The sequence below is a fragment of the Furfurilactobacillus cerevisiae genome, from assembly GCF_048961765.1.
GTDB lineage: Bacteria > Bacillota > Bacilli > Lactobacillales > Lactobacillaceae > Furfurilactobacillus > Furfurilactobacillus milii_A.
Genome location: NZ_CP185253.1, coordinates 1,667,081 through 1,685,869 on the forward strand (window position 1 = coordinate 1,667,081; position 18,789 = coordinate 1,685,869).

21 protein-coding genes and 1 pseudogene are annotated in these 18,789 nt (G+C 43.5%); 7 read left to right on the forward strand and 15 right to left on the reverse strand.

What is annotated here, in order from left to right; all coding sequences use genetic code 11:
- Positions 1–11 precede the first annotated feature (11 nt).
- Positions 12–1,442 carry a C69 family dipeptidase gene (locus ABUE36_RS07955; protein WP_421016537.1) on the forward strand — a complete coding sequence of 477 codons (1,431 nt, stop codon included), beginning with the start codon at positions 12–14 and terminating at the stop codon, positions 1,440–1,442.
- A gap of 65 nt (positions 1,443–1,507) precedes the next feature.
- Positions 1,508–3,004 carry a glutamate/gamma-aminobutyrate family transporter YjeM gene (gene yjeM, locus ABUE36_RS07960; RefSeq protein ID WP_421016538.1) on the forward strand — a complete coding sequence of 499 codons (1,497 nt, stop codon included), beginning with the start codon at positions 1,508–1,510 and terminating at the stop codon, positions 3,002–3,004.
- Between the two features lie 170 nt (positions 3,005–3,174).
- On the opposite strand, the gene rplS is transcribed toward yjeM, so the two are convergent.
- The 5 genes from rplS to rpsP all read right to left on the reverse strand — a co-directional run bounded on the left by rplS (position 3,175) and on the right by rpsP (position 5,666).
- Positions 3,175–3,528 carry a 50S ribosomal protein L19 gene (gene rplS, locus ABUE36_RS07965; RefSeq protein WP_017261809.1) on the reverse strand — a complete coding sequence of 118 codons (354 nt, stop codon included), beginning with the start codon at positions 3,526–3,528 and terminating at the stop codon, positions 3,175–3,177.
- Positions 3,529–3,712: 184 nt separating this feature from the next.
- Positions 3,713–4,453 (reverse strand): tRNA (guanosine(37)-N1)-methyltransferase TrmD, encoded by a 741-nt coding sequence (gene trmD / locus ABUE36_RS07970; RefSeq protein ID WP_421016539.1) that lies wholly within the window; start codon positions 4,451–4,453, stop codon positions 3,713–3,715.
- The gene (gene rimM / locus ABUE36_RS07975; RefSeq protein WP_161001354.1) at positions 4,443–4,970 is read right to left on the reverse strand and encodes a ribosome maturation factor RimM; all 528 of its coding nucleotides are present in this window, start codon (positions 4,968–4,970) and stop codon (positions 4,443–4,445) included. The genes trmD and rimM overlap by 11 nt, the downstream gene beginning before the upstream one ends.
- Positions 4,971–5,094: 124 nt before the next feature.
- Positions 5,095–5,373 carry a KH domain-containing protein gene (locus ABUE36_RS07980; RefSeq protein ID WP_161001355.1) on the reverse strand — a complete coding sequence of 93 codons (279 nt, stop codon included), beginning with the start codon at positions 5,371–5,373 and terminating at the stop codon, positions 5,095–5,097.
- 17 nt (positions 5,374–5,390) lie between these two features.
- Entirely contained in the window at positions 5,391–5,666 is a 276-nt protein-coding gene (gene rpsP, locus ABUE36_RS07985) for a 30S ribosomal protein S16 (RefSeq protein WP_017261805.1), read from the reverse strand.
- A 255-nt stretch (positions 5,667–5,921) separates the two neighbouring features.
- Between rpsP and ABUE36_RS07990 the strand changes: the two genes are divergently transcribed.
- Complete coding sequence (locus tag ABUE36_RS07990) at positions 5,922–6,890, forward strand: hypothetical protein (protein ID WP_421016540.1); 969 nt, start codon at positions 5,922–5,924, stop codon at positions 6,888–6,890.
- 87 nt (positions 6,891–6,977) lie between these two features.
- Here ABUE36_RS07990 and ABUE36_RS07995 read toward each other — a convergent pair whose 3' ends face one another.
- Positions 6,978–7,517, reverse strand: a complete 540-nt coding sequence (locus tag ABUE36_RS07995) for a hypothetical protein (RefSeq protein ID WP_421016541.1) — start codon at positions 7,515–7,517, stop codon at positions 6,978–6,980.
- Between the two features lie 194 nt (positions 7,518–7,711).
- Here ABUE36_RS07995 and istA point away from each other — a divergent pair, with 194 nt between their 5' ends.
- Together istA and istB are read left to right on the forward strand one after the other, a co-directional pair.
- On the forward strand, positions 7,712–8,935 hold the full coding sequence (gene istA / locus ABUE36_RS08000) for an IS21 family transposase (RefSeq protein WP_003555353.1): 1,224 nt from the start codon (positions 7,712–7,714) through the stop codon (positions 8,933–8,935).
- Positions 8,936–8,944: 9 nt separating this feature from the next.
- Positions 8,945–9,682 (forward strand): IS21-like element helper ATPase IstB, encoded by a 738-nt coding sequence (gene istB, locus ABUE36_RS08005; protein ID WP_014386885.1) that lies wholly within the window; start codon positions 8,945–8,947, stop codon positions 9,680–9,682.
- A gap of 11 nt (positions 9,683–9,693) precedes the next feature.
- Here istB and ABUE36_RS08010 read toward each other — a convergent pair whose 3' ends face one another.
- Positions 9,694–9,900: a hypothetical protein gene (locus tag ABUE36_RS08010; protein ID WP_421016542.1), complete on the reverse strand. Its 207-nt coding sequence runs from the start codon at positions 9,898–9,900 to the stop codon at positions 9,694–9,696.
- A gap of 64 nt (positions 9,901–9,964) precedes the next feature.
- Positions 9,965–10,894 carry an IS30-like element ISLpl1 family transposase gene (locus ABUE36_RS08015; protein WP_096109805.1) on the reverse strand — a complete coding sequence of 310 codons (930 nt, stop codon included), beginning with the start codon at positions 10,892–10,894 and terminating at the stop codon, positions 9,965–9,967.
- An 84-nt stretch (positions 10,895–10,978) separates the two neighbouring features.
- On the opposite strand from ABUE36_RS08015, the gene ABUE36_RS08020 reads away from it, so the two are divergent.
- The gene (locus tag ABUE36_RS08020) at positions 10,979–11,404 is read left to right on the forward strand and encodes a stage II sporulation protein M (RefSeq protein ID WP_421017479.1); all 426 of its coding nucleotides are present in this window, start codon (positions 10,979–10,981) and stop codon (positions 11,402–11,404) included.
- 113 nt (positions 11,405–11,517) lie between these two features.
- Here the strand turns inward: ABUE36_RS08020 and ABUE36_RS08025 are convergent, their stop codons facing one another.
- From ABUE36_RS08025 to ABUE36_RS08045, 5 genes and pseudogenes are all read right to left on the reverse strand, one after another.
- Positions 11,518–11,718 (reverse strand): cold-shock protein, encoded by a 201-nt coding sequence (locus ABUE36_RS08025; protein ID WP_017261801.1) that lies wholly within the window; start codon positions 11,716–11,718, stop codon positions 11,518–11,520.
- Between the two features lie 175 nt (positions 11,719–11,893).
- Positions 11,894–12,133 (reverse strand): hypothetical protein, encoded by a 240-nt coding sequence (locus ABUE36_RS08030; RefSeq protein WP_017261800.1) that lies wholly within the window; start codon positions 12,131–12,133, stop codon positions 11,894–11,896.
- 199 nt (positions 12,134–12,332) lie between these two features.
- Positions 12,333–13,751 carry an NAD(P)(+) transhydrogenase (Re/Si-specific) subunit beta gene (locus ABUE36_RS08035; protein WP_421016543.1) on the reverse strand — a complete coding sequence of 473 codons (1,419 nt, stop codon included), beginning with the start codon at positions 13,749–13,751 and terminating at the stop codon, positions 12,333–12,335.
- Positions 13,748–14,062, reverse strand: coding sequence for an NAD(P) transhydrogenase subunit alpha (locus tag ABUE36_RS08040; protein WP_017261798.1), 315 nt, complete (start codon positions 14,060–14,062; stop codon positions 13,748–13,750). The genes ABUE36_RS08035 and ABUE36_RS08040 overlap by 4 nt, the downstream gene beginning before the upstream one ends.
- Before the next feature lie 5 nt (positions 14,063–14,067).
- Positions 14,068–15,293: pseudogene (locus ABUE36_RS08045) on the reverse strand (NAD(P) transhydrogenase subunit alpha).
- Between the two features lie 472 nt (positions 15,294–15,765).
- Here ABUE36_RS08045 and ABUE36_RS08050 point away from each other — a divergent pair.
- Positions 15,766–16,791 (forward strand): IS30 family transposase, encoded by a 1,026-nt coding sequence (locus tag ABUE36_RS08050; protein ID WP_010619295.1) that lies wholly within the window; start codon positions 15,766–15,768, stop codon positions 16,789–16,791.
- 115 nt (positions 16,792–16,906) lie between these two features.
- Here the strand turns inward: ABUE36_RS08050 and ffh are convergent, their stop codons facing one another.
- Both ffh and ABUE36_RS08060 read right to left on the reverse strand, forming a co-directional pair.
- Positions 16,907–18,370, reverse strand: coding sequence for a signal recognition particle protein (gene ffh / locus ABUE36_RS08055; RefSeq protein ID WP_178942580.1), 1,464 nt, complete (start codon positions 18,368–18,370; stop codon positions 16,907–16,909).
- Positions 18,371–18,408: 38 nt separating this feature from the next.
- Complete coding sequence (locus ABUE36_RS08060) at positions 18,409–18,756, reverse strand: putative DNA-binding protein (protein WP_421016544.1); 348 nt, start codon at positions 18,754–18,756, stop codon at positions 18,409–18,411.
- Positions 18,757–18,789 lie beyond the last annotated feature (33 nt).

Genomic DNA, 18,789 nt, shown 5'->3' on the forward strand with positions numbered 1-18,789 from the left:
AGGCATCCTTGATGCAAATAGATGACACCAGAAGACCATCGGCATGTACAAGTATTTTAATTGGTCGTTCCGCTTCAACGGACGGTTCCGTGATGATCGGCCGTAATGAGGACAGCAAAGCTTCCTGGCCAAAGCACTTTGTCGTTCACCCCGCTCAAACATTTAGTGAGACGCAACAGTTTAAGTCAAAGGATAATGGCTTTACGATGCCACTGCCGAAGACGGCAATGCGTTATACCGCGACTCCTGAATGGACGACAAAGTATGGTCTTTTTGAGGAAGATGGTATTAATGAGGCAAATGTGGCCATGTCTGCGACGGAAAGTGCTTATTCTAACGCTCTCGTTCTGGCAGCTGACCCCTTAGTTGCTGACGGCATTCAGGAAGAGGCAATGGTTACTGTGGTGCTTCCTTACGTTACCTCGGCTAGAGAAGGCGTTCAACGACTGGGCAAGTTAGTCGAAACTTATGGCACGGCAGAGACAAACGGTATTCTGTTTGCAGATTTACATGAAGCCTGGTATTTAGAAACCGGTGCCGGCCATCAGTGGGTGGCTCAACGAATTCCGGATGATGGCTATGCAGTCGTTGCCAATCAGTTGGCCATTCAACAAATCGATTTTACCGATCATGATAACTTTATGTTTGCTGATGGGATTGAAGACTTTGTCCAGCAACATCATCTCAATCCTGATGCTAACGGCTTTAACTTCCGCCATATTTTTGGCACAACAGGTGTGAGTGACGAAATGTACAACACCCCCCGCGTTTGGATCGGTCAAAAAATGTTTAATCCAGAAATTGATCAGTCACCAACCGATGAAGAATTGCCTTTTATTCGTTACGCTAGCAAACGTCTTTCGGTTAATGACGCAGAAGCTTTTCTCAGTAATCATTACGAAGGCACCGAATATGATCCAGTTGGCCGCGAAGCAACGCACAAACACGCCTTTCGTCCAATTAGCTTAGCCAAAACACAAGAATCCCATGTCCTCCAGCTTCGGCCGAGTGTTCCTTCAGCCATGGCCGGTGTTCAGTGGTTGGCAATGGGCGTTGCGGCTCAAAGTAATTATGTTCCTTTTTACACAGCCATTAACAGCACGCCATTAGCGTACCAACGTGGACAGGGCAAGTACGCCGCCAACAGTGCTTACTGGACGTTTAAGCTGGCTAGCGTGCTGCTTGACGCTCATTACCGTCACTTTGAAACGCCTTATCGTCAAGCTCAGCTTAAACTACAAGCAGATCTCGGGGTGCACCTCCGCGAAAGCGATGCTAAGGCCCTCAAATTAAGCAGTGACGCATTGATTCAATATCTGACTGATAGCAACGCCGAATGTGCCAAACAAGCTTTAGACACGTATACAAGCCTAATCAGCGACCTTATCACCAACAGCACTGATTTTTCGCCTCTAAACTTTAACACAGACGAAAATCTATAAAATATTACATTCACACCAGTACGGGCGGTTTTTCACTGGCAATGATATTGAGGAAGTAAATACAAATGGAAAAGAAAAAGACCCTGTCACTTGGGGCATTAGTCTTAATGATTTTCACCACTATTTTTGGTTTTGGGAACACTCCGGCAGCCTTTGAACAAATGGGCTACGGCGCAATCTTCTGGTATTTACTGGGCGCGCTGTTATTCTTTCTGCCCAGTGGTTTAATGTTTGCCGAATACGGTTCCTCGTTGAAGGAATCAAAGGGTGGCATTTATTCATGGCTGGACGCGTCAATTAGTGAAAAATGGTCCTTCATTGCAACCTTCATCTGGCTATCTGCATGGATCATCTGGCAAGTCATGATTTCACAAAAAGTTTGGATCACTCTTTCAACCATCATTAGCGGTCACGACACCACGAATAATTGGCATTTTCTAGGCTTGAACTCAACGTTAACAGTTGGCCTACTTGCCTGTCTGTGGATCATTGCCATTACCTGGGCAGCTTCACGTGGAATGTCCTTCATCGCTAAGGTTTCATCGGTTGGTGGCATTGCCATTATGGCGCTTAACGTGATTTTAGTACTTGCTAGCCTCATCATTTTAATCGCTAATCATTTTGCACTAGCCCAACCAGTTAACCATTTATCCGACTTTGCCACTTCACCAAATCCACAATTCCAATCGCCCATTGCGATGATTAGCTTTGTCATTTATGCCATCTTTGCTTACGGTGGTTTGGAATCCATTGGTGGGGTTACTGACTCACTGGACAAACCTGAAAAAACATTTCCTCGGGGCATCTTGATTGGCACCATTGTCATTGGGATTAGCTACTCGCTTACCATCTTTTTATGGGGAATTTCAACCAACTGGAGTATGGTGATTGCCCACGGGAACGTTAATTTGGGTAACATTACTTATGTCTTAATGGAGAACCTAGGGGATATTCTTGGCCTCTCAATCGGTCTATCAGCTTCTAGTGCTCATATTTTGGGCGAGGTATTTTCACGTTTTGCCGGAATTAGTATGTTCTTAGCTTATTTAGGCTCTTTCTTCGTCCTCATATACTCACCTCTAAAATCCTTTATTTTAGGTTCACCCAAAGAACTTTGGCCTAAGAAAATGACCCGTTTGAACAAGCATGATATGCCAGAATTCGCGATGTGGATGCAAGCTACCGCAGTTGTCATTTTTATCGCAGGAATTTCATTAGTGTCTGTGCTCACCCACAAAGATGCTAAATTCTTCTATAATGTGCTGACGTCAATGAGTAATGTGTCAACAACCTTGCCTTACCTCTTCTTGGTAGGTGCCTTTCCCTATTTCAAGAGAGAAGACCGTCCACGACCGTTTGTCGCTTACCATTCACATCGCTGGATGATATTCGTTGTTACTGTTGTGATGGTAACGTTAAGCATCGGAATTGGTTTCTCCATTCTGCAACCATTTTTGGAAAAGGACTGGGTAACTGCCATTGCGACTGTTGCCGGTCCACTGATTTTTGGCTGTATTGCCTGGGCTTTTTATGCAAACCGGGAACATCACACCACCGACTAAACAATTTTAGTCAATAAATAAAAACCACCATCATTGCCATTGGTATTGTCCTTTTCGACGCGCTAACGGTAATGCTGGTGGTTTTTTAGTATTTTTGAAAATCAATAATTAAGCCAGCAAAAAACGCCACCTGTCCGAAGACAAATGACGTTTGGCTCAAATCGCAAATCTTAACGACGTGCTTCCTTGATCCGGGCTGCCTTACCATGCAATGCACGTAAGTAGTAAAGCTTACTACGACGAACACGGCCATGGCGAGTTACTTCAACGTGGTCAACTCGTGGTGAGTTAACTGGGAATGTCCGTTCCACACCAATCCCGTTACTGATCTTACGAACAGTGTACGTTGCGGAAATACCAGCACCGCGGCGCTTAACAACAACACCTTCGAATAACTGGATACGTTCGCGAGTACCTTCAACAATTCGTGCGAATACACGAACAGTATCGCCGGCACGGAAATCTGGCATGTCATCGCGAAGTTGCCCTGCGGTGATCTTTTCAATTAATTGGTTCTGTCTCATAATGTGAGAACTTCCTTTCACTCAAAATTCATAAACGGGCATCCCGCCAGCGGAATATTGGTAGTATTGGGCTCAAAGCCACAAATTAGATTACCATAGAACAAGCGCATTTGTAAAGGCATTTTCCTTTACAGAATTAATGAATTCTGCGGACCAGGTAATGCCGCAAACTTATCAAACGCACTTAGCCCCGCGTTTCTTCGTCAATGACATCGGCTAATAAACGACGTTGCGCAACCGTCAATTCGGCATTATCAAGCAGGTCTGGTCGCCGTTGATAGGTCCTTCGCAAGGACTCTGCTTCACGCCACTGATCAATCAGTTGATGATTACCGTTTGTCAGCACCTCAGGCACCTTCATGCCTCTAAAATCTGCGGGACGTGTGTACTGCGGATACTCCAACAAACCGTTACTAAACGAATCTCCGGGCGCTGAATCCGTATTTCCCAACACGTCAGGAATCAACCGAACTGTTGCATCAATCATAACCATAGCGCCAAGCTCCCCACCGGTTAGTACGTAATCACCTAGGGACACTTCATCGGTGACTAAATGACGAATTCGTTCGTCATAGCCTTCATAATGACCACAAATAAATGTTAAATGTGACTCCTTAGAAAAGTCTTCCGCAACGTGCTCGGTAAAAGGAACGCCAGCCGGGTCGAGTAAAATCACGCGCCCTCGATCACCCGCTTCTTGTTCAACATGATCCATGGCATCAAAAATCGGCTGCGGCATTAATAACATACCAGCGCCACCACCATAAGGCGTATCATCAACATGATGATGTTTATCCGTCGTAAACTGACGAAAATCAGTCACGTTGATATCTAGAATTCCTTTATCAACAGCCTTACCAACGATGGACTCAGTTAATGGCCCACTAAACATGTCTGGAAAGAGACTTAAAATATCAATTCTCATCGCTGTCCAACCCCGCCATCATTTCGATATGAACGACACCATTAGCGATGTCGACATCTTTAACAACTTGATCAATCACGGGTAATAACAAGTCAGACTTACCTTGTCGCTTAACCACCCAGACATCATTTGCACCAGGCGCCATAATTTCAGAAATCGTGCCAAGATCTTGTTGATGTTCGTCAATAACATGAAGCCCAATAATTTCGCGGTAATAATATTGACCTTCAGGCAATTTTTGCTGCTGATCTTCCGTAACATACAGATCAGCGCCCTTATATTTTTCAACCAAATTAATATCGTTCATTCCTGTAAAAGTAATGAGGATAAAACTTTTGTGGGGTCTTGAGGAGGCGATGGTTAATTTTTCTTGATGCGCACCCGGCGTTTGTGCCGTGACGTAAACCTGACTGCCAACCTTAAAACGTGACTTTGGAAAATCAGTACTGGAGATAACCCGAAGTTCTCCCTTCAGACCTTGTGTATTTACAATTTTACCAATGGTGTAAAATGCCATTCCAATCTCCTTAACATTTAACGTGCGACAGCAAACACTCTATAGCTAAATATAAGTGATGTTCTCACAGCTAACTAATAAATATTATAAAAAAAGGACCGAGAAATAATCATTCTCAGGTCCCTTATTTATTCTCGTCAACAATAATCAAACGAACCTTTTGTTGGTCAACCGTCCGAATGCTGTACACCAATGTGCGAATTGCTTGCGCAACCTGACCATGACGGCCAATAACTTCACCAATATCATCGGGCGCAACCGTTAATGAATAATTCATAAAACGGTCCCCTTGTTCCGCCTGTACAGAAACTGCATCAGGATGTGAAACAAGTGGTTGAACCAGCGTTTGGATTAGTGAAGCAACTGCATCGACTGATAAACGATTATTTTGATTCGTACTCATGAATTGTCGCCTCGAATTTACTTCTTAGTGAACTTAGCTTCGTGGTACTGCTTCATGATACCTTCACGTGAGAAGATGTTTTTAACAGTGTCAGAAGGTTGCGCACCATTGTTTAACCACTTCATTGCTAATTCAGCATCTAATTTAACTTCTGCTGGGTTAACCAAAGTGTTGAAAGTACCAATTTGTTCGATGAAACGGCCGTCACGTGGTGAACGTGAGTCAGCAACAACGATACGGTAGAATGGGCGCTTCTTAGAACCCATACGTTTTAAACGAATTTTTACAGACATGAGATTTCCTCCCTCAATTTCTTAACGTGTACTAGTTTATCTAAACTCACCTAGGGTGTCAAGAGGTTTTTCTTTACAGTTGAAATTATCCAACTCTGACGCAGATTTTCAACCCTCAACAATTCTGTAAAAAAAGTTAAGATGCTTAAAGTCTGGTCAAGATTGGCTAAACTTAAACCTCATAATAAAAACGCTATGATACATTAACAGTACATTTAATTCGATAAAAACGATCCATTTAAAAAGGAGTTTCATATGCAAAATAATTCGGATCCGCGCATTAGCTTTCTTCATCCACAATTGCGGATTGTTAAAACGGACGCGATTAATCGGCCCACGAATGCACGGTTATTGCAAGCTGTGGGCGCAACAGCAATGGACAGTCGAGGCACAGACCTAACCGCCCATTTAAACGCCAATCTTGAAAATATTGATTTTTCAGTCGCAGGTCAGCATCAGGTACCCGTTGCTGTGATGGACGACCGGGGAAATGTCGGCCGTGCTGCCTTCACTTTGACCATTGTCAATACGGAGGCCGATCTTGACGGCCATTCCCCAATTGTTGTTGAATCCGCACCAGAGTCTGCTGCCGCGAGTCAAGTTGCTTCAGGTGCTACCCAGCCCAAAAGTAAACGTCGTCGTCCAAAACGGTTGATCATTGGAGGCGTCGCTGCACTTTTAGTACTGGTGCTCATCATTTGGGGTGTTTCCGCTCACCAAAATGCCGCAAATCAGGCAGCAGAGGCTTCTTCTTCCAGTCTGGCTGCCAGTTCCTCTGCAGCGGCAGCTAGCAGCGCCGAGGCATCTTCTAAGGCTGCTGAATCATCTGCCGCTGCCTCATCGCAACAAGCATCCTTAACCTCTCAAAACAGCAGCTTATCTAACAAGGTTGGTAGTTTAAAATCGCAAGTCAAAGAAATGACTACCGTCGTTAAAAATACTCAACAAGCGGTTAATGACTACAAAGATAGTAACGATCGAGCACAATATGAGTCCACGATTTCCTCTCTTCAGCAACAAGTTTCAGATCTCCAGCAACAAGTGCAACAAGGAAATTCGAACTCTGTCGTTCGTGGTGCCATGTCCTCTCAACTAAATAAGCTGTCGACCACAGTCGGTGATCTAGAAAATAGTTCCAGCCCTTCTGATGCTAGCAGTACACTAAAAGATAGTGGCGTTAACGGAATTGTTAATAAAATGCAGGACTTGCTCAGTAGTTTTTAATAGCTTACTGAACGCATTATCAAAAAAGGTACCAGCCTCCGTCATCCCATTTAATTGGAAGTCAGAGGTTGATACCTTTTTTTACGTTTAATGTGAAGCACCATGGGCAAGTGAAAATGGCTTAAATTGATACTGATAACCCTTAGGATACTGAGTTAGCCCCGTCAAACGAACACGATACTTGTGACCATTTACAATCTTTAAAGATGGCCGGTAAGTAATGATTGATGCAAACTGGCCAAAATGATTCGTACGATCAAGATTGACGTGAGATGCGTTAACCGTCCGTTTGGCAGTTAAGTCAGTGACCCGTACTTGAACCCTGCCTGTTGTCCCTTGTTCCATGGTGAAAGCACTTGACCAATAAACGGGACGATTTTTAACGTCACTTGTTAAAAGCTCTCTCGGAAAAACACCAGCGGTCGGATAGTTGATTACGACAGCGCGATTAGGCGTGACGGCTCGTTGTGCCTGATCCGTAAAATAAATATCACTGTAGGCAAACGTCGCGTTAGGACGATGCGCGACGCCTATGCCAACGCTATGGATAATCGGAGACAACAGCCACGCACGATGACCAGTGTTGTTGCCCTCCACATTGAAATTGTCACGTATGTAATTGCCCATAGTTGCATCAAGACGCTCCGGCACGTTCATTTCACCAATATTGCTATTAAGGGTGATTTGCTGACCTTCGTGCCACTGTTGCTGACTAACTGTAAAAGGCACCCGTAAAATGTAGGAAAACGGCAGGTTAGAACTGTTGGTTTTCCTACATTTTTTGTATCATGAATCACATCAGAGTGTAGGAGGAATTTGATGTGAGACGTGATTTAAGAGAAGGAGTGACGATTTACGTGACTGAAAATATTAAGCCTAACTTCGCCGAGATTGCCCGGCAATATAATGTTGATTATCGAACCGTTAAGAAAGCCTATGAGGAAGTCAAAGCTGGACTTAAGGGCCGACCAAGTGGTCGACCGAAACGGCCAAGTTTACTGGATCCATTCAAGCAAACCATCGATTCAAAGCTTGAACTAAATTGTTCGGCTGCTTCAATTTTTAAATTTATCCAGAAGAAGGGCTTTACCGGCAGCTATACCCTCGTGAAAGATTATTGTCGCCAAACCCGCCGAGAACGAGTTAAGAAAGCTACCATTCGGATTGAACATTCCCCTGGTCTCTCTGCTCAAGTTGACTGGAAAGAAGAAATGGCCCTAGTGAGCAGCGAGGGTGAGCTGTTTAAATTCAATATTTTCTTGTATGTATTGCCTTATTCAAAACTCAAATATATGACACTAACCTTTGATCGGAGCCAAGATACCCTCTTTTCTTGCTTACACGACGCTTTCCTTCATACCGGAGGTATTCCGACGGAAATCTGGTTTGATAATATGAAAACCGTTGTGGATCATACAAAATCCCAGTTTGGCCACGCTGTCTTTAACGAACGGTTCCACGAATTCTGTAAAGATGCCGGTTTCACACCAATTGCTTGTCGACCATTCAGACCACAAACTAAAGGTGCAGTTGAAGCCCTTGCTCGCACGGTTGAACGTTTACGGCCATACAATACTGAATTTGCTGATGGAACTGAGCTAATCGAACTAGTTCATATGCTCCGAGATGATCTAAATCATGAAACTTCGCAGGCCACGGACGAAGTCCCGTACCTGAAATGGTTAGACGAAGAAAAAGAGTACCTTCATCGCGTTCCAGTTAATCTCCTTGAACCATACTTCGAAGAAAACATTACCCGTGTCGTTTCGAAGGAGGCCATGATCAATTTCCGCAAATGTAAGTACTCAGTAGATCCGCGATACATTGGTTGTACGGTTGCTGTTGAAATCTCCAATGATGAGCAGCGCATTCACATTTATTATAACGGAGAAGAAATTCGTACGCACTCCATAACTACCAATTCGCTGAATTATGACCCCCAAGATCAGTTCAATATCCTCAAATCTGATTTGCTTAAAGGGCGGACAGATGAAGACATTTCAGCTTACATTCGTGAACATATGACTGATTACGACAACTTATAGGAGGCTACCATGACCACTAATAATCAAATTCTTTTAAATAATCTTGAGCGCTTAGGGTTAAACAAAATCCGTGAATACTTGCCGAATTACCTTGATCAAATTCACACTGATAATCTGTCATTAACTGAGGCGCTAATTGATTTAACTAATTCGGAACTCCAGAATCGACACGAAGGTCAGATTGCACGGGCCATTGGCCGTGCTCGGTTCCCCAATACAAAATCCCTAGATACATTTGATTTTAGCTTTCAACCCAGTATGAATCGCCAAGAGGTTCTGGAATTCCAGAATCTGGCTTTTATGGAAAAGTCTGAAAACTTAATCTTTATTGGCAATCCGGGAGTCGGTAAAACCCACTTGGCAATTAGTATTGGGATTGAGGCCTGTAAACAGGGCTGTCGGGTTCTCTTTATTAATTGTCATGAGCTGTTGATTAGATTGAGAGCAGCTTACGAAAAAGGACTGCTTGATCGATCTCTAAGCCGCTATTCGCGCTATGACCTATTAATTATTGATGAAATTGGGTATTTGCCAATTGGTCACCAAGAAGCTAACCTCTTATTTCAGCTAGTCAATGCCCGCTATGAAAAGCATTCAACGATCATTACCAGCAATAGTGATCTATCCGCTTGGGTTGATATTTTCCAGAACCCAACTGTGACAGCAGCCATTCTCGATCGCTTGGTTCATCATGTTCACGTAGTGAAGATCACTGGTAAATCTTACCGATTACGTGGCCTCAAGTAACTGCCGAAAACCTACATTTCTTTCTGCCGAAAACCTACATTTTTAAACTGCCCTTGACAACTAACAACTCCCGGTCGTTCAATTCCCTTTAAACCATGTTGAAAGTTATTAGCGGCAGCCATGTCAGCTGCTGCAGTTTGGGCTTGTTGATTAGTATTAAATTCGTAGTGAACAGTTGGCAATCCCTCAATTTGACGATAAAAATTCAGTGATGCCAATAATTGCGTCTGATACTGATTGGAAAGTTTGCCAACCACCAAATGTTTTTGGTAGATTGCAAATTTAATCCGAATTTTTGGACAAATTGGTCAGCATAACCTGATACGGTGTTTTCCAGTCAAGTATTTTAAGCGGTCTCTGGTTAATTTGGAGTAACGTCGTCGTTAAATCTTGAGCACTAATGTGCTCAAAACGAGTCCCCTTAGGATAAAAATAACGTAAATTCCGATTAAAGCGTTCATTACTACCACGTTCAGCTGGCGTATAAGCATGACAGTAATAGGTCTTAATACCATATTGTGATTCAAATGATACTAGCCCACTAAACTCAGTACCACGGTCCACAGTAAAACTGTGCACCGGTCCATTAAAAGTTGTTAGGAACTTAGTCAGTGCTTCATTAACACTCGCTGTCGTTCGGTCCTTTAACCGATATGCCCAAAGGAACCGTGATTTGCGATCGATTAAAGTTAATAAAACTGCCTTACTATGCCCACGAGGGCCAACGACGGTATCTAGTTCAAAATCACCGATGCGATTACGTTGATTAATCATCATGGGACGCTGTTCAATCGATCGCCCCAAAGATTGATTATATTTGGATCGTTGGTCAACGTTACGCCGTTGGCGTACGCCATGTTCAGGTAGATCATTCAAGGAGAAACCAATTCTCCCCTGATTTAGCCAATTATAAATAGATTTAGTCGCTAGTTTAAATTCGTGAGCAATCATTCCTGGTGACCAGCTTAGATGTAAATGGTTGAGAATTGTTTGCTTTAACTCATCGCTCAGCTTAGTTTTCCGACCACATCGTGATCGCTTGTATTCGGCATCTGTTTGTGCTAATTCAGCCTGATAAGGTTGACATCGAGATAATTCATAAGAAATTGTTGACGGTGATCGGTTCAGCCGAACGCCCATTTGGATATTGGACAGCCCTAGTTCACAAAAGGTTTCGATTTTAATTCGTTCGGAATAGGTTATACTAGACAAAAGATCAGCTCCTAAAAGATGGGTTTGTTGTAAACACCATTTTAAAGGAAGCTGATCTTTTTTGTCCGAACAGCGTTCGGATTAATTTTACAATCTACTAATTGGCAAAATGTTCTCAGTCTTTTTGAACGCAATTATGGTCTTGCATGGTTTTATGTTGGCGTTGCTTTCTTACCCCTGCCCTGCTACTGGCTATTTGCCATCATTAATGCGTTAACTGTTGGTATAGTTCTAATTGGTTCCAACCCAATTGCGACTTTATTTTTGGGTATTCTGCCTCATGGGATATTTGAAATCACCGCGCAAATATTAACATTTTGTATTGCGTCTCAGATTACTAAATACATTCAGCAGTCAATCCGCCAACTCTATCATCCGACTGAATGGCCACCAGCGATTCAGTGGTCGACATTATTAATTGATATGTGCAGTATTATTCCTTTGTTGTATGTTGTCTCAGCTATCATCGAAACATTCGTTACACCTGTATTACTGCAGAATTATTTTTAAAATGAGCTATTCGATCTCAAGCAAGAGGAGCAAATGGAATCGTAGTTTCTAAACTCGGTCACAAAAAAAAGCATTCACAAATGTGAATGCTCTTTAAAATCTAATTATTAAAATTAGTCTTTGTTAACGTTTGTAGCTTGTGGGCCACGGTCGCTGTCTTCAACATCGAAGGAAACGTGTTGACCTTCGTCCAAAGTCTTGAAGCCGTCGCCTTGGATAGCTGAGAAGTGAACGAATACATCGTCACCGTTTTCGCGAGTAATAAAGCCGTAACCCTTGTCAGCGTTAAACCATTTAACAGTACCTTGTTCCATATGAATGAAACCTCCATGCGCATTGCGCAAATTAATTTTTGCATCTAAAGCCGGGCGAGAAAGGTTGTCATTCAAAAGAACTAGTACACTTACTACCGAACTATCAATACAATGACTATACTTTAACCCTAATTAGACCATAGAGCAAGCATAAACATCTTTTATCACCAAAAACTTATACAACTGGTGTTGGTACGACTAATTTTTTCGCAATGACAACCTTGTCGTTAAGGTCATCTAATGTGGATTGGTAACGGGCTGTGAAGTCCTTTACGTTTAGTTTCAACAGCACCGCATGATCGTAAACTTTCACAATTGTGCCTTTAAAATTTCTTGGCAAACCTGTGAATCGTTTGCATACCACGTGCTCGTTGACCTTAAACTGTTCAGTCGTTGAGTCCTCTGTTTCACTCATGTAAACGCCTTCCTTCGCCACCAACATAACACTCTTAAGTTATTTTGGTAACTGAAAGAACTTTTAATGAATTCAACCACAAGTGTTAACCCGTTATATTGAACTACGCCAAATTCTATCGAAGGCAATAAAAAGGACCATCTCATGGAAGTTTATCCATCGAAATGGTCTTTCTATTCATCACGAACAATTACTCATCTTACTGATTAATGTACTCTTTAGTCGATGCAATGATGTCAGCAAGCCCCTTCTTTGCGTCGGAGAAGAACATCTGCGTGTTATCCATCGAGAACAGTGGGTTTTGAACACCAGCATACCCTGTGCTCATTGACCGTTTGATAACAACCACGGACTTCGACTTATCAACATCCAGAATCGGCATCCCAGAAATGGCGTTACCACTTTCGCGAGCCAATGGGTTGGTAACATCGTTCGCCCCAATAACAAGTGAAACATCAGTGTTTTCAAACATGGAATTTGCTTCTTCCATCTGTTTCATCTGGTCATAAGGCACGTTAACATCCGCTAACAGCACATTCATATGTCCTGGCATCCGCCCAGCAACTGGGTGAATGGCGTAATTAACATTGATGCCATTGTCCATCAGCAGTTTGGCCAACTCAGCGACTTCATGTTGCGCTTGAGCAGCAGCCAATCCGTAACCAGGAACAATCATAACATTGTTAGCATAAGCGAGTTGCAAGCCAATATCGTCAGCTGACGTTTCTTTAACATTAACGGGTGTTTCATCGGCAGCAGAACTGCTGTTGCTATCACCCGTACCGAAGCCACCGGCAAGAATGTTGGCAACTGAACGATTCATCGCATCAGCCATCTGTAAGGTCAAGATCGTCCCTGCAGCACCAACCAATGCCCCAGCAATGATCAATACTTGGTTATCGATAACAAACCCAGCGAACGCAACTGCCAACCCAGTAAAAGCATTTAACAGTGACACAACAACCGGCATATCAGCCCCACCAATTGGCAAGGTCATTAACAGACCAAAGACTAAACTGGCAATTAAACCGAGCACCATGAACCAAACGTTTGTTGGCAAACCAATCATTAACCAGGCAGCCACTAAAATAGCAATAACAACTAACACGTTAACCAGACGAGCGCCCGGGAACGTAATTGGCTTACCTGGTACATGACCAGATAATTTCCCGGTCGCAATCAGCGAACCAGAGAATGTAATTCCACCAATAATAACATCTAGTAAAACTGGTAATGAAAAGGCAACGCTCAAGTGTGTGCCACCCGCTTTGACCGCGTAGTCGAAGATCCCAATTACAGCGGCAGCACCACCACCAACGGCGTTGAACAAACTAACCAATTGAGGCACATCCGTCATTGGTACCTTGCGTGCACGGGCAACCCCGTACCAAACACCAAGTGCTAGACCAAGAATCAGTACAACCCAACCGGTACCAGTAATCTTGCCTTCAGCAATGATAGTAATCACAATCATAATCACGGCTAAGAACATCCCAACTGCAGATAAGCCATTACCACGGCGAGCAGTTTTCGGTGACCGCATTAAATGCACACCAATCACATAACAAACGGCGGAAATCAAATAAACTAAAGAAGCAACAGTCGTTAACGCACTCATTTATTCTCATCCTCCTTTGAAGCAGATTTCTTAGGACGATTAAACATGCCCAGCATCCGATCTGTAACGGTATAACCACCAGCCACGTTAACCGCGGCGAAGAAAGCACCTAGAAAGGCTAAAATATAAAAGATCCAACTGTTTGCTTCCGCAGCGATCACAAATGCACCGACGACAACAACCCCGTGAATGGCGTTTGCCCCAGACATCATGGGCGTTTGTAACGTTGACGGAATCTTACTCATAACTTCAAATCCAACTAACAGACTCATCACAAAGATGGCCAAGTTGGTATATAATTCCTGACTCATGACGGCTAAGCTCCTTTCGAATCATTTTTAGACGTAGATTGACCATCTGTGGCAGCCTCGCTTGAAGTGCTGACAGTTTCCTCTACAGCTTTCCGTTCTGGCAACTTCATTGCCCCACGCAGACGGTTACTGATAATTTCGCCATCCTTGGTAGCCAATAATTCACCAATAACGTCATCATCTACATCAAGTGTCAACTGGTCATCTTTGGTAATGTACGTAATGACCGCTTGAACGTTCTTAGCAAACATATCGGAAGCAGCGGATGGCAACTGACTTGCCATGTCACCAGCCCCAATAATTTGCGCCCCGGCGTCGGTTGTTACCGTCGTCGCCGGTTTTGAACCAGCAACGTTACCACCAAGTTCACTAGCGGCTAAATCAACAAAGATCGTCCCATGTTTAGCTTCATCAACGGATTTTTGAGTTACCAACAATGGTGGCTTACGACCAGGCACTTGCGCCGTGGTAATGATGACATTGTTCTCGGCAATGAAACCAGCCAATTCATCCTGTTGCTGTTGCGTTTCTTCAGGTGTTAATTGACGAGCATAACCGCCTTCACCAGCACCCGAAACAGATGTCGTCAAGAACGTGGCCCCCAGTGATTCAACTTCGCCGCGTGAGGCTGGACGGACATCATAGCCTGATACAACTGCACCCAAACGTTTGGCTGTCCCAATGGCCTGCAATCCAGCAACACCAGTCCCCAAAACCAGTACTTTAGCTGGTTTAGCGGTACCGGCAGCAGTAATCATCATTGGGAAGTAACGTGAGAAGCGATCTGCCGCCAATAAGGCTGCTTTGTAACCTGCAACACTGGATTGTGAACTGAGCACATCCATTGTTTGCGCACGTGAAACGGTCCGTGGCAGTAGCTCAAAAGCTAATGCACTAACCTTTTTTCAGCGAGTGCCTTCACCGTGTCCTGATCAGTCAAAGGTGCCAGCAAGCCAATAATTGCCTGACCTGCCTTTAACTGCTGAATTGTTGCGGCGCTTGGCTTGTCAATCATGGCAATGATACTAGCCTGACTGATGGCCTCATCCCGACTAACAACCTTTGCACCAGCTTTGGTGTAGGCGTCATCTGGGTAGAACGCGTTTACCCCGGCGCCCTGTTCAATTAAAACTTCATAGTTGCTCTTAACTAATCGACTAACGATGTCAGGTGTCATTGCGACACGATTCTCGCCATCGGCCTCTTTAAGCGCAGAAACTACGATTGCCATTCAACATCCCTCCAATTTTGAAAGTGTTTTCACGTATTTAGCATAGCGCTTACACAGATCGGAAACAATGTCCTATATCAAACAATACTGAAAAACATGAAAAAAGTTTTAGCACCTGTGAATTTTTTAAGCTAGACGTGTCAGGCCTTCACTAAATAAATGCTTGAAATAGTAAATATTTATTCAATACAGGCGATAAACATGTACCCATATTTGGTTCATTAAAATCACTACCCTCTGTCTAGTCGAAAAAAATTTTCATCACCGGTGTTTGACTTTTTGAATTAAATTTCTGATGTTTTTAAACCACCCTGAAATGAATTTTTACACGATTTTTGGACAAATAAAAAATGCCTCGATTTAAAATTGAAGTGCAACACCTGCTCTAATAGACCAGTTCTTTATTCAGACTAGTCAAAAAGGCCATGAAGACCTATTCTTAATTCACCACAAACAAGAAAGAGGTATCTTCATGACCCGAATTAAGAATATCATATCTAATCAGTATCACCAACTCAATTTAGCTGAACGTGGTCGAATTGAATCCCTAAGGGACTTAGATTGGTCTATCCGCCGGATTGCCCAGGCCCTTCATCGTAATCCCAGCACGATTTCACGTGAATTAAAACGTGGGACAACGACACAGATTAACGCTAGTACTCATATCTTTGAACAGTCATATCTGGCAGAAACTGGTGAAGCAATTTATCGTAAGCACCGACTAAATAGCTGTTATCGTGGACTCTTTGATCATTGTCAAACCTTCTGTAATGCTTTGGTGACAGCTTTAAAAGCGCGTCCCAGGATGCATAGTGTGGATACTTTTGTCCACCAATTCAAGACTGATCACCCAAGGCTTGTCTGCCCCTCAACACCGACGGTGTACCGGTATATTGATGACCAGCGTTTAGCTATCCGCAATTCAGACCTACCAGCTAAACTACGTCGCCGGATTAAATGCCCCGGGGCAAAGCATCATCGAATCAATAAGAAAAATCTGGGCCATTCAATCGAAGAGCGTCCCGCCATGGTTCAAGCGCGTCAAGAGCTTGGACACTGGGAAGGTGACTTGGTCAAAGGCAAACGGGTTGAATCTGAGCCAGCATTAATGACTTTGACTGAACGTGTTAGTCGCTTAGAGATCATCGTTAAACTTCCCAATTATCATGCCGACACTTGCTTGAAAGCCCTCCAGAATACCTTATATGACTATGGAACCGAGCACTTTAAAACCATTACTTTTGATAATGGTGCTGAGTTCTCAAGCTTGAGTCAAGTCAAGGGAACTGACATCTACTTTGCCCATCCTTATTCACCATGGGAACGTGGAACCAATGAGAACACTAACGGCCTTTTGCGCGAGTTCTTCCCGAAGGGCAGATCCTTGGCTTCGGCCTCACTCATTGACATTCAGCTGGCTCAAGATACCTTAAACAACCGGCTACGGCGGTCATTGAACTATCGCTGCCCAGCCGATCTAATGCCTGAACTAGCTTAGCAACTAGACCACTTCTAAGAATAGATTCTTAGTGTTGCACTTGATTTGACAATTGAGGCAAATAAAAAATGACTTGCGGCCTTCAAAAAATGGGCATTTACAAGTCATTTTTCTATTAACGACGGCGTTTGTTCTTCTTAAGCCGCTTCTTTTTATTCTTCTTTGTTTGACGGACCATTCGGTTAACCGCCATTTTGCCTAAACGACCGGACATTCCAGAGCCGCTGCCCATCATGCCACCTAAACCACCCGGTACCATTTGGTCCAACGCACCCATATTACCGTTAGACATCTGTTTCATCATCTTTTTCATTTGATCAAACTGCTTAATCATCCGGTTGACTTCTTGAACAGGTCGACCAGCCCCAGCAGCAATTCGGCGTCGACGACTTGGGTTTAACACCTCGGGATGTTCACGCTCTTGTGGCGTCATCGAATACACTGTCGCACGCATGTGGGCCAGATCTTTAGGGTCAATTTGGGCATTGGCAAGTGCAGGGTTGTTAGCCAATCCTGGAATCATTTTCATGATGCTTTCCATGCCACCCATTTTGTTCATCTGGTCCATTTGATCGAGAAAATCGTTAAAATCAAACGAATTTTCCCGCATCTTTTGTTCCAAATCAGCAGCTTGCTTCTCATCAGAAACTTGTTGAGCCTTTTCAATCAGGGTAAGCATATCCCCCATACCCAAGATTCGTGAGGCCATTCGGTCTGGATGGAAAGTATCCAGATCGGACATCTTTTCGCCTTCACCAACGAATTTAATTGGCTTGCCAGTCACGGCCCGAATTGACAGTGCAGCACCACCACGCGTGTCACCATCCAGTTTGGTGAGGACGACACCGGTAATATCAAGTTTGTCATTAAATCCGGTCGCCGTATTGACCGCATTTTGACCGGTCATCGCGTCGACAACCAGCAAAATTTCAGTCGGATTAGCTAACTTTTTAATGTTAGCCAGTTCATCCATCAGCTGTTCATCAATTTGCAAACGACCAGCCGTATCGATAATCACGTAATCGTTTTTATCGGCTTCGGCCTTCGCCAACCCTTGGCGAACAATTTCCACGGGATCAACATCAGTCCCTAATTGGAAGACTGGGACATCAATTTGTTTAGCAACTTGTTCCAACTGATCAATCGCGGCAGGACGGTAAACATCGGCTGCAATGAATAATGGCCGAGCGTGTTGTTCAGTCTTCAACTTATTGGCTAACTTACCAGCAGTCGTAGTCTTCCCGGCCCCTTGAAGACCAACCATCATAATAATTGTTGGAATTTTTGGTGACTTATTTAATTCTGAAGCATCAGAACCCATCGTTTTTGTGAGTTCTTCGTTCACAATTTTGACAATTTGTTGAGCTGGATTCAAACCATCCAGCACTTTACTACCCATGGCACGATCACGTACCGTTTTAACAAATGTTTTAACAACATCAAAATTAACATCAGCTTCCAACAAGGCAAGCCGAATTTCCCGCATAGTTTCACGAAGGTCACTTTCAGAGACCTTGCCCTTACCACGCAGTGTTTTCATTGCATTTTGTAATCGTTCAGTAAGCCCTTCAAAGGCCATGTGTCATTCCTCCATCGTCAGCGACTCTAAATAATTGCTTATTCAGAATCGCTTTCTGTTGTTTCAAGTCGGTCAGCTAACTGAATTAGCTGTTTGTCGCTAGGATATGCGCGTCGTACATAAACGGAAATTTCATCAGCCACCTGATTACGTTTGCGAAAATCACTAAATAGATGCAATTTTTGCTCGTAACCTTCCAGAATTTTTTCTGTTCGTTTGATATTGTCATAAACGGCCTGACGACTTACATCAAAGTTTTCTGCAATTTCGCCAAGGGAATAATCATCGCCGTAATATTGTTCAATATAAGCCTTTTGTTTTTCCGTCAGTAACGGTTCATAAAACTCAAATAATGAATTTATGCGATCATTTTTTTCAATTTCCATCTTTCCACGCACCCTTCATTATTCCCGATACCG

Coding starts and splice junctions, on each gene's coding strand:
- ABUE36_RS07955 (WP_421016537.1), top strand. CDS start 12: ATGCAAATAGATGACACCAGAAGACCATCGGCATGTACAAGTATTTTA.
- yjeM (WP_421016538.1), top strand. CDS start 1,508: ATGGAAAAGAAAAAGACCCTGTCACTTGGGGCATTAGTCTTAATGATT.
- rplS (WP_017261809.1), bottom strand. CDS start 3,528: ATGAGACAGAACCAATTAATTGAAAAGATCACCGCAGGGCAACTTCGC.
- trmD (WP_421016539.1), bottom strand. CDS start 4,453: ATGAGAATTGATATTTTAAGTCTCTTTCCAGACATGTTTAGTGGGCCA.
- rimM (WP_161001354.1), bottom strand. CDS start 4,970: ATGGCATTTTACACCATTGGTAAAATTGTAAATACACAAGGTCTGAAG.
- ABUE36_RS07980 (WP_161001355.1), bottom strand. CDS start 5,373: ATGAGTACGAATCAAAATAATCGTTTATCAGTCGATGCAGTTGCTTCA.
- rpsP (WP_017261805.1), bottom strand. CDS start 5,666: ATGTCTGTAAAAATTCGTTTAAAACGTATGGGTTCTAAGAAGCGCCCA.
- ABUE36_RS07990 (WP_421016540.1), top strand. CDS start 5,922: ATGCAAAATAATTCGGATCCGCGCATTAGCTTTCTTCATCCACAATTG.
- ABUE36_RS07995 (WP_421016541.1), bottom strand. CDS start 7,517: ATGGGCAATTACATACGTGACAATTTCAATGTGGAGGGCAACAACACT.
- istB (WP_014386885.1), top strand. CDS start 8,945: ATGACCACTAATAATCAAATTCTTTTAAATAATCTTGAGCGCTTAGGG.
- ABUE36_RS08025 (WP_017261801.1), bottom strand. CDS start 11,718: ATGGAACAAGGTACTGTTAAATGGTTTAACGCTGACAAGGGTTACGGC.
- ABUE36_RS08030 (WP_017261800.1), bottom strand. CDS start 12,133: ATGAGTGAAACAGAGGACTCAACGACTGAACAGTTTAAGGTCAACGAG.
- ABUE36_RS08035 (WP_421016543.1), bottom strand. CDS start 13,751: ATGAGTGCGTTAACGACTGTTGCTTCTTTAGTTTATTTGATTTCCGCC.
- ABUE36_RS08040 (WP_017261798.1), bottom strand. CDS start 14,062: ATGAGTCAGGAATTATATACCAACTTGGCCATCTTTGTGATGAGTCTG.
- ABUE36_RS08050 (WP_010619295.1), top strand. CDS start 15,766: ATGACCCGAATTAAGAATATCATATCTAATCAGTATCACCAACTCAAT.
- ffh (WP_178942580.1), bottom strand. CDS start 18,370: ATGGCCTTTGAAGGGCTTACTGAACGATTACAAAATGCAATGAAAACA.
- ABUE36_RS08060 (WP_421016544.1), bottom strand. CDS start 18,756: ATGGAAATTGAAAAAAATGATCGCATAAATTCATTATTTGAGTTTTAT.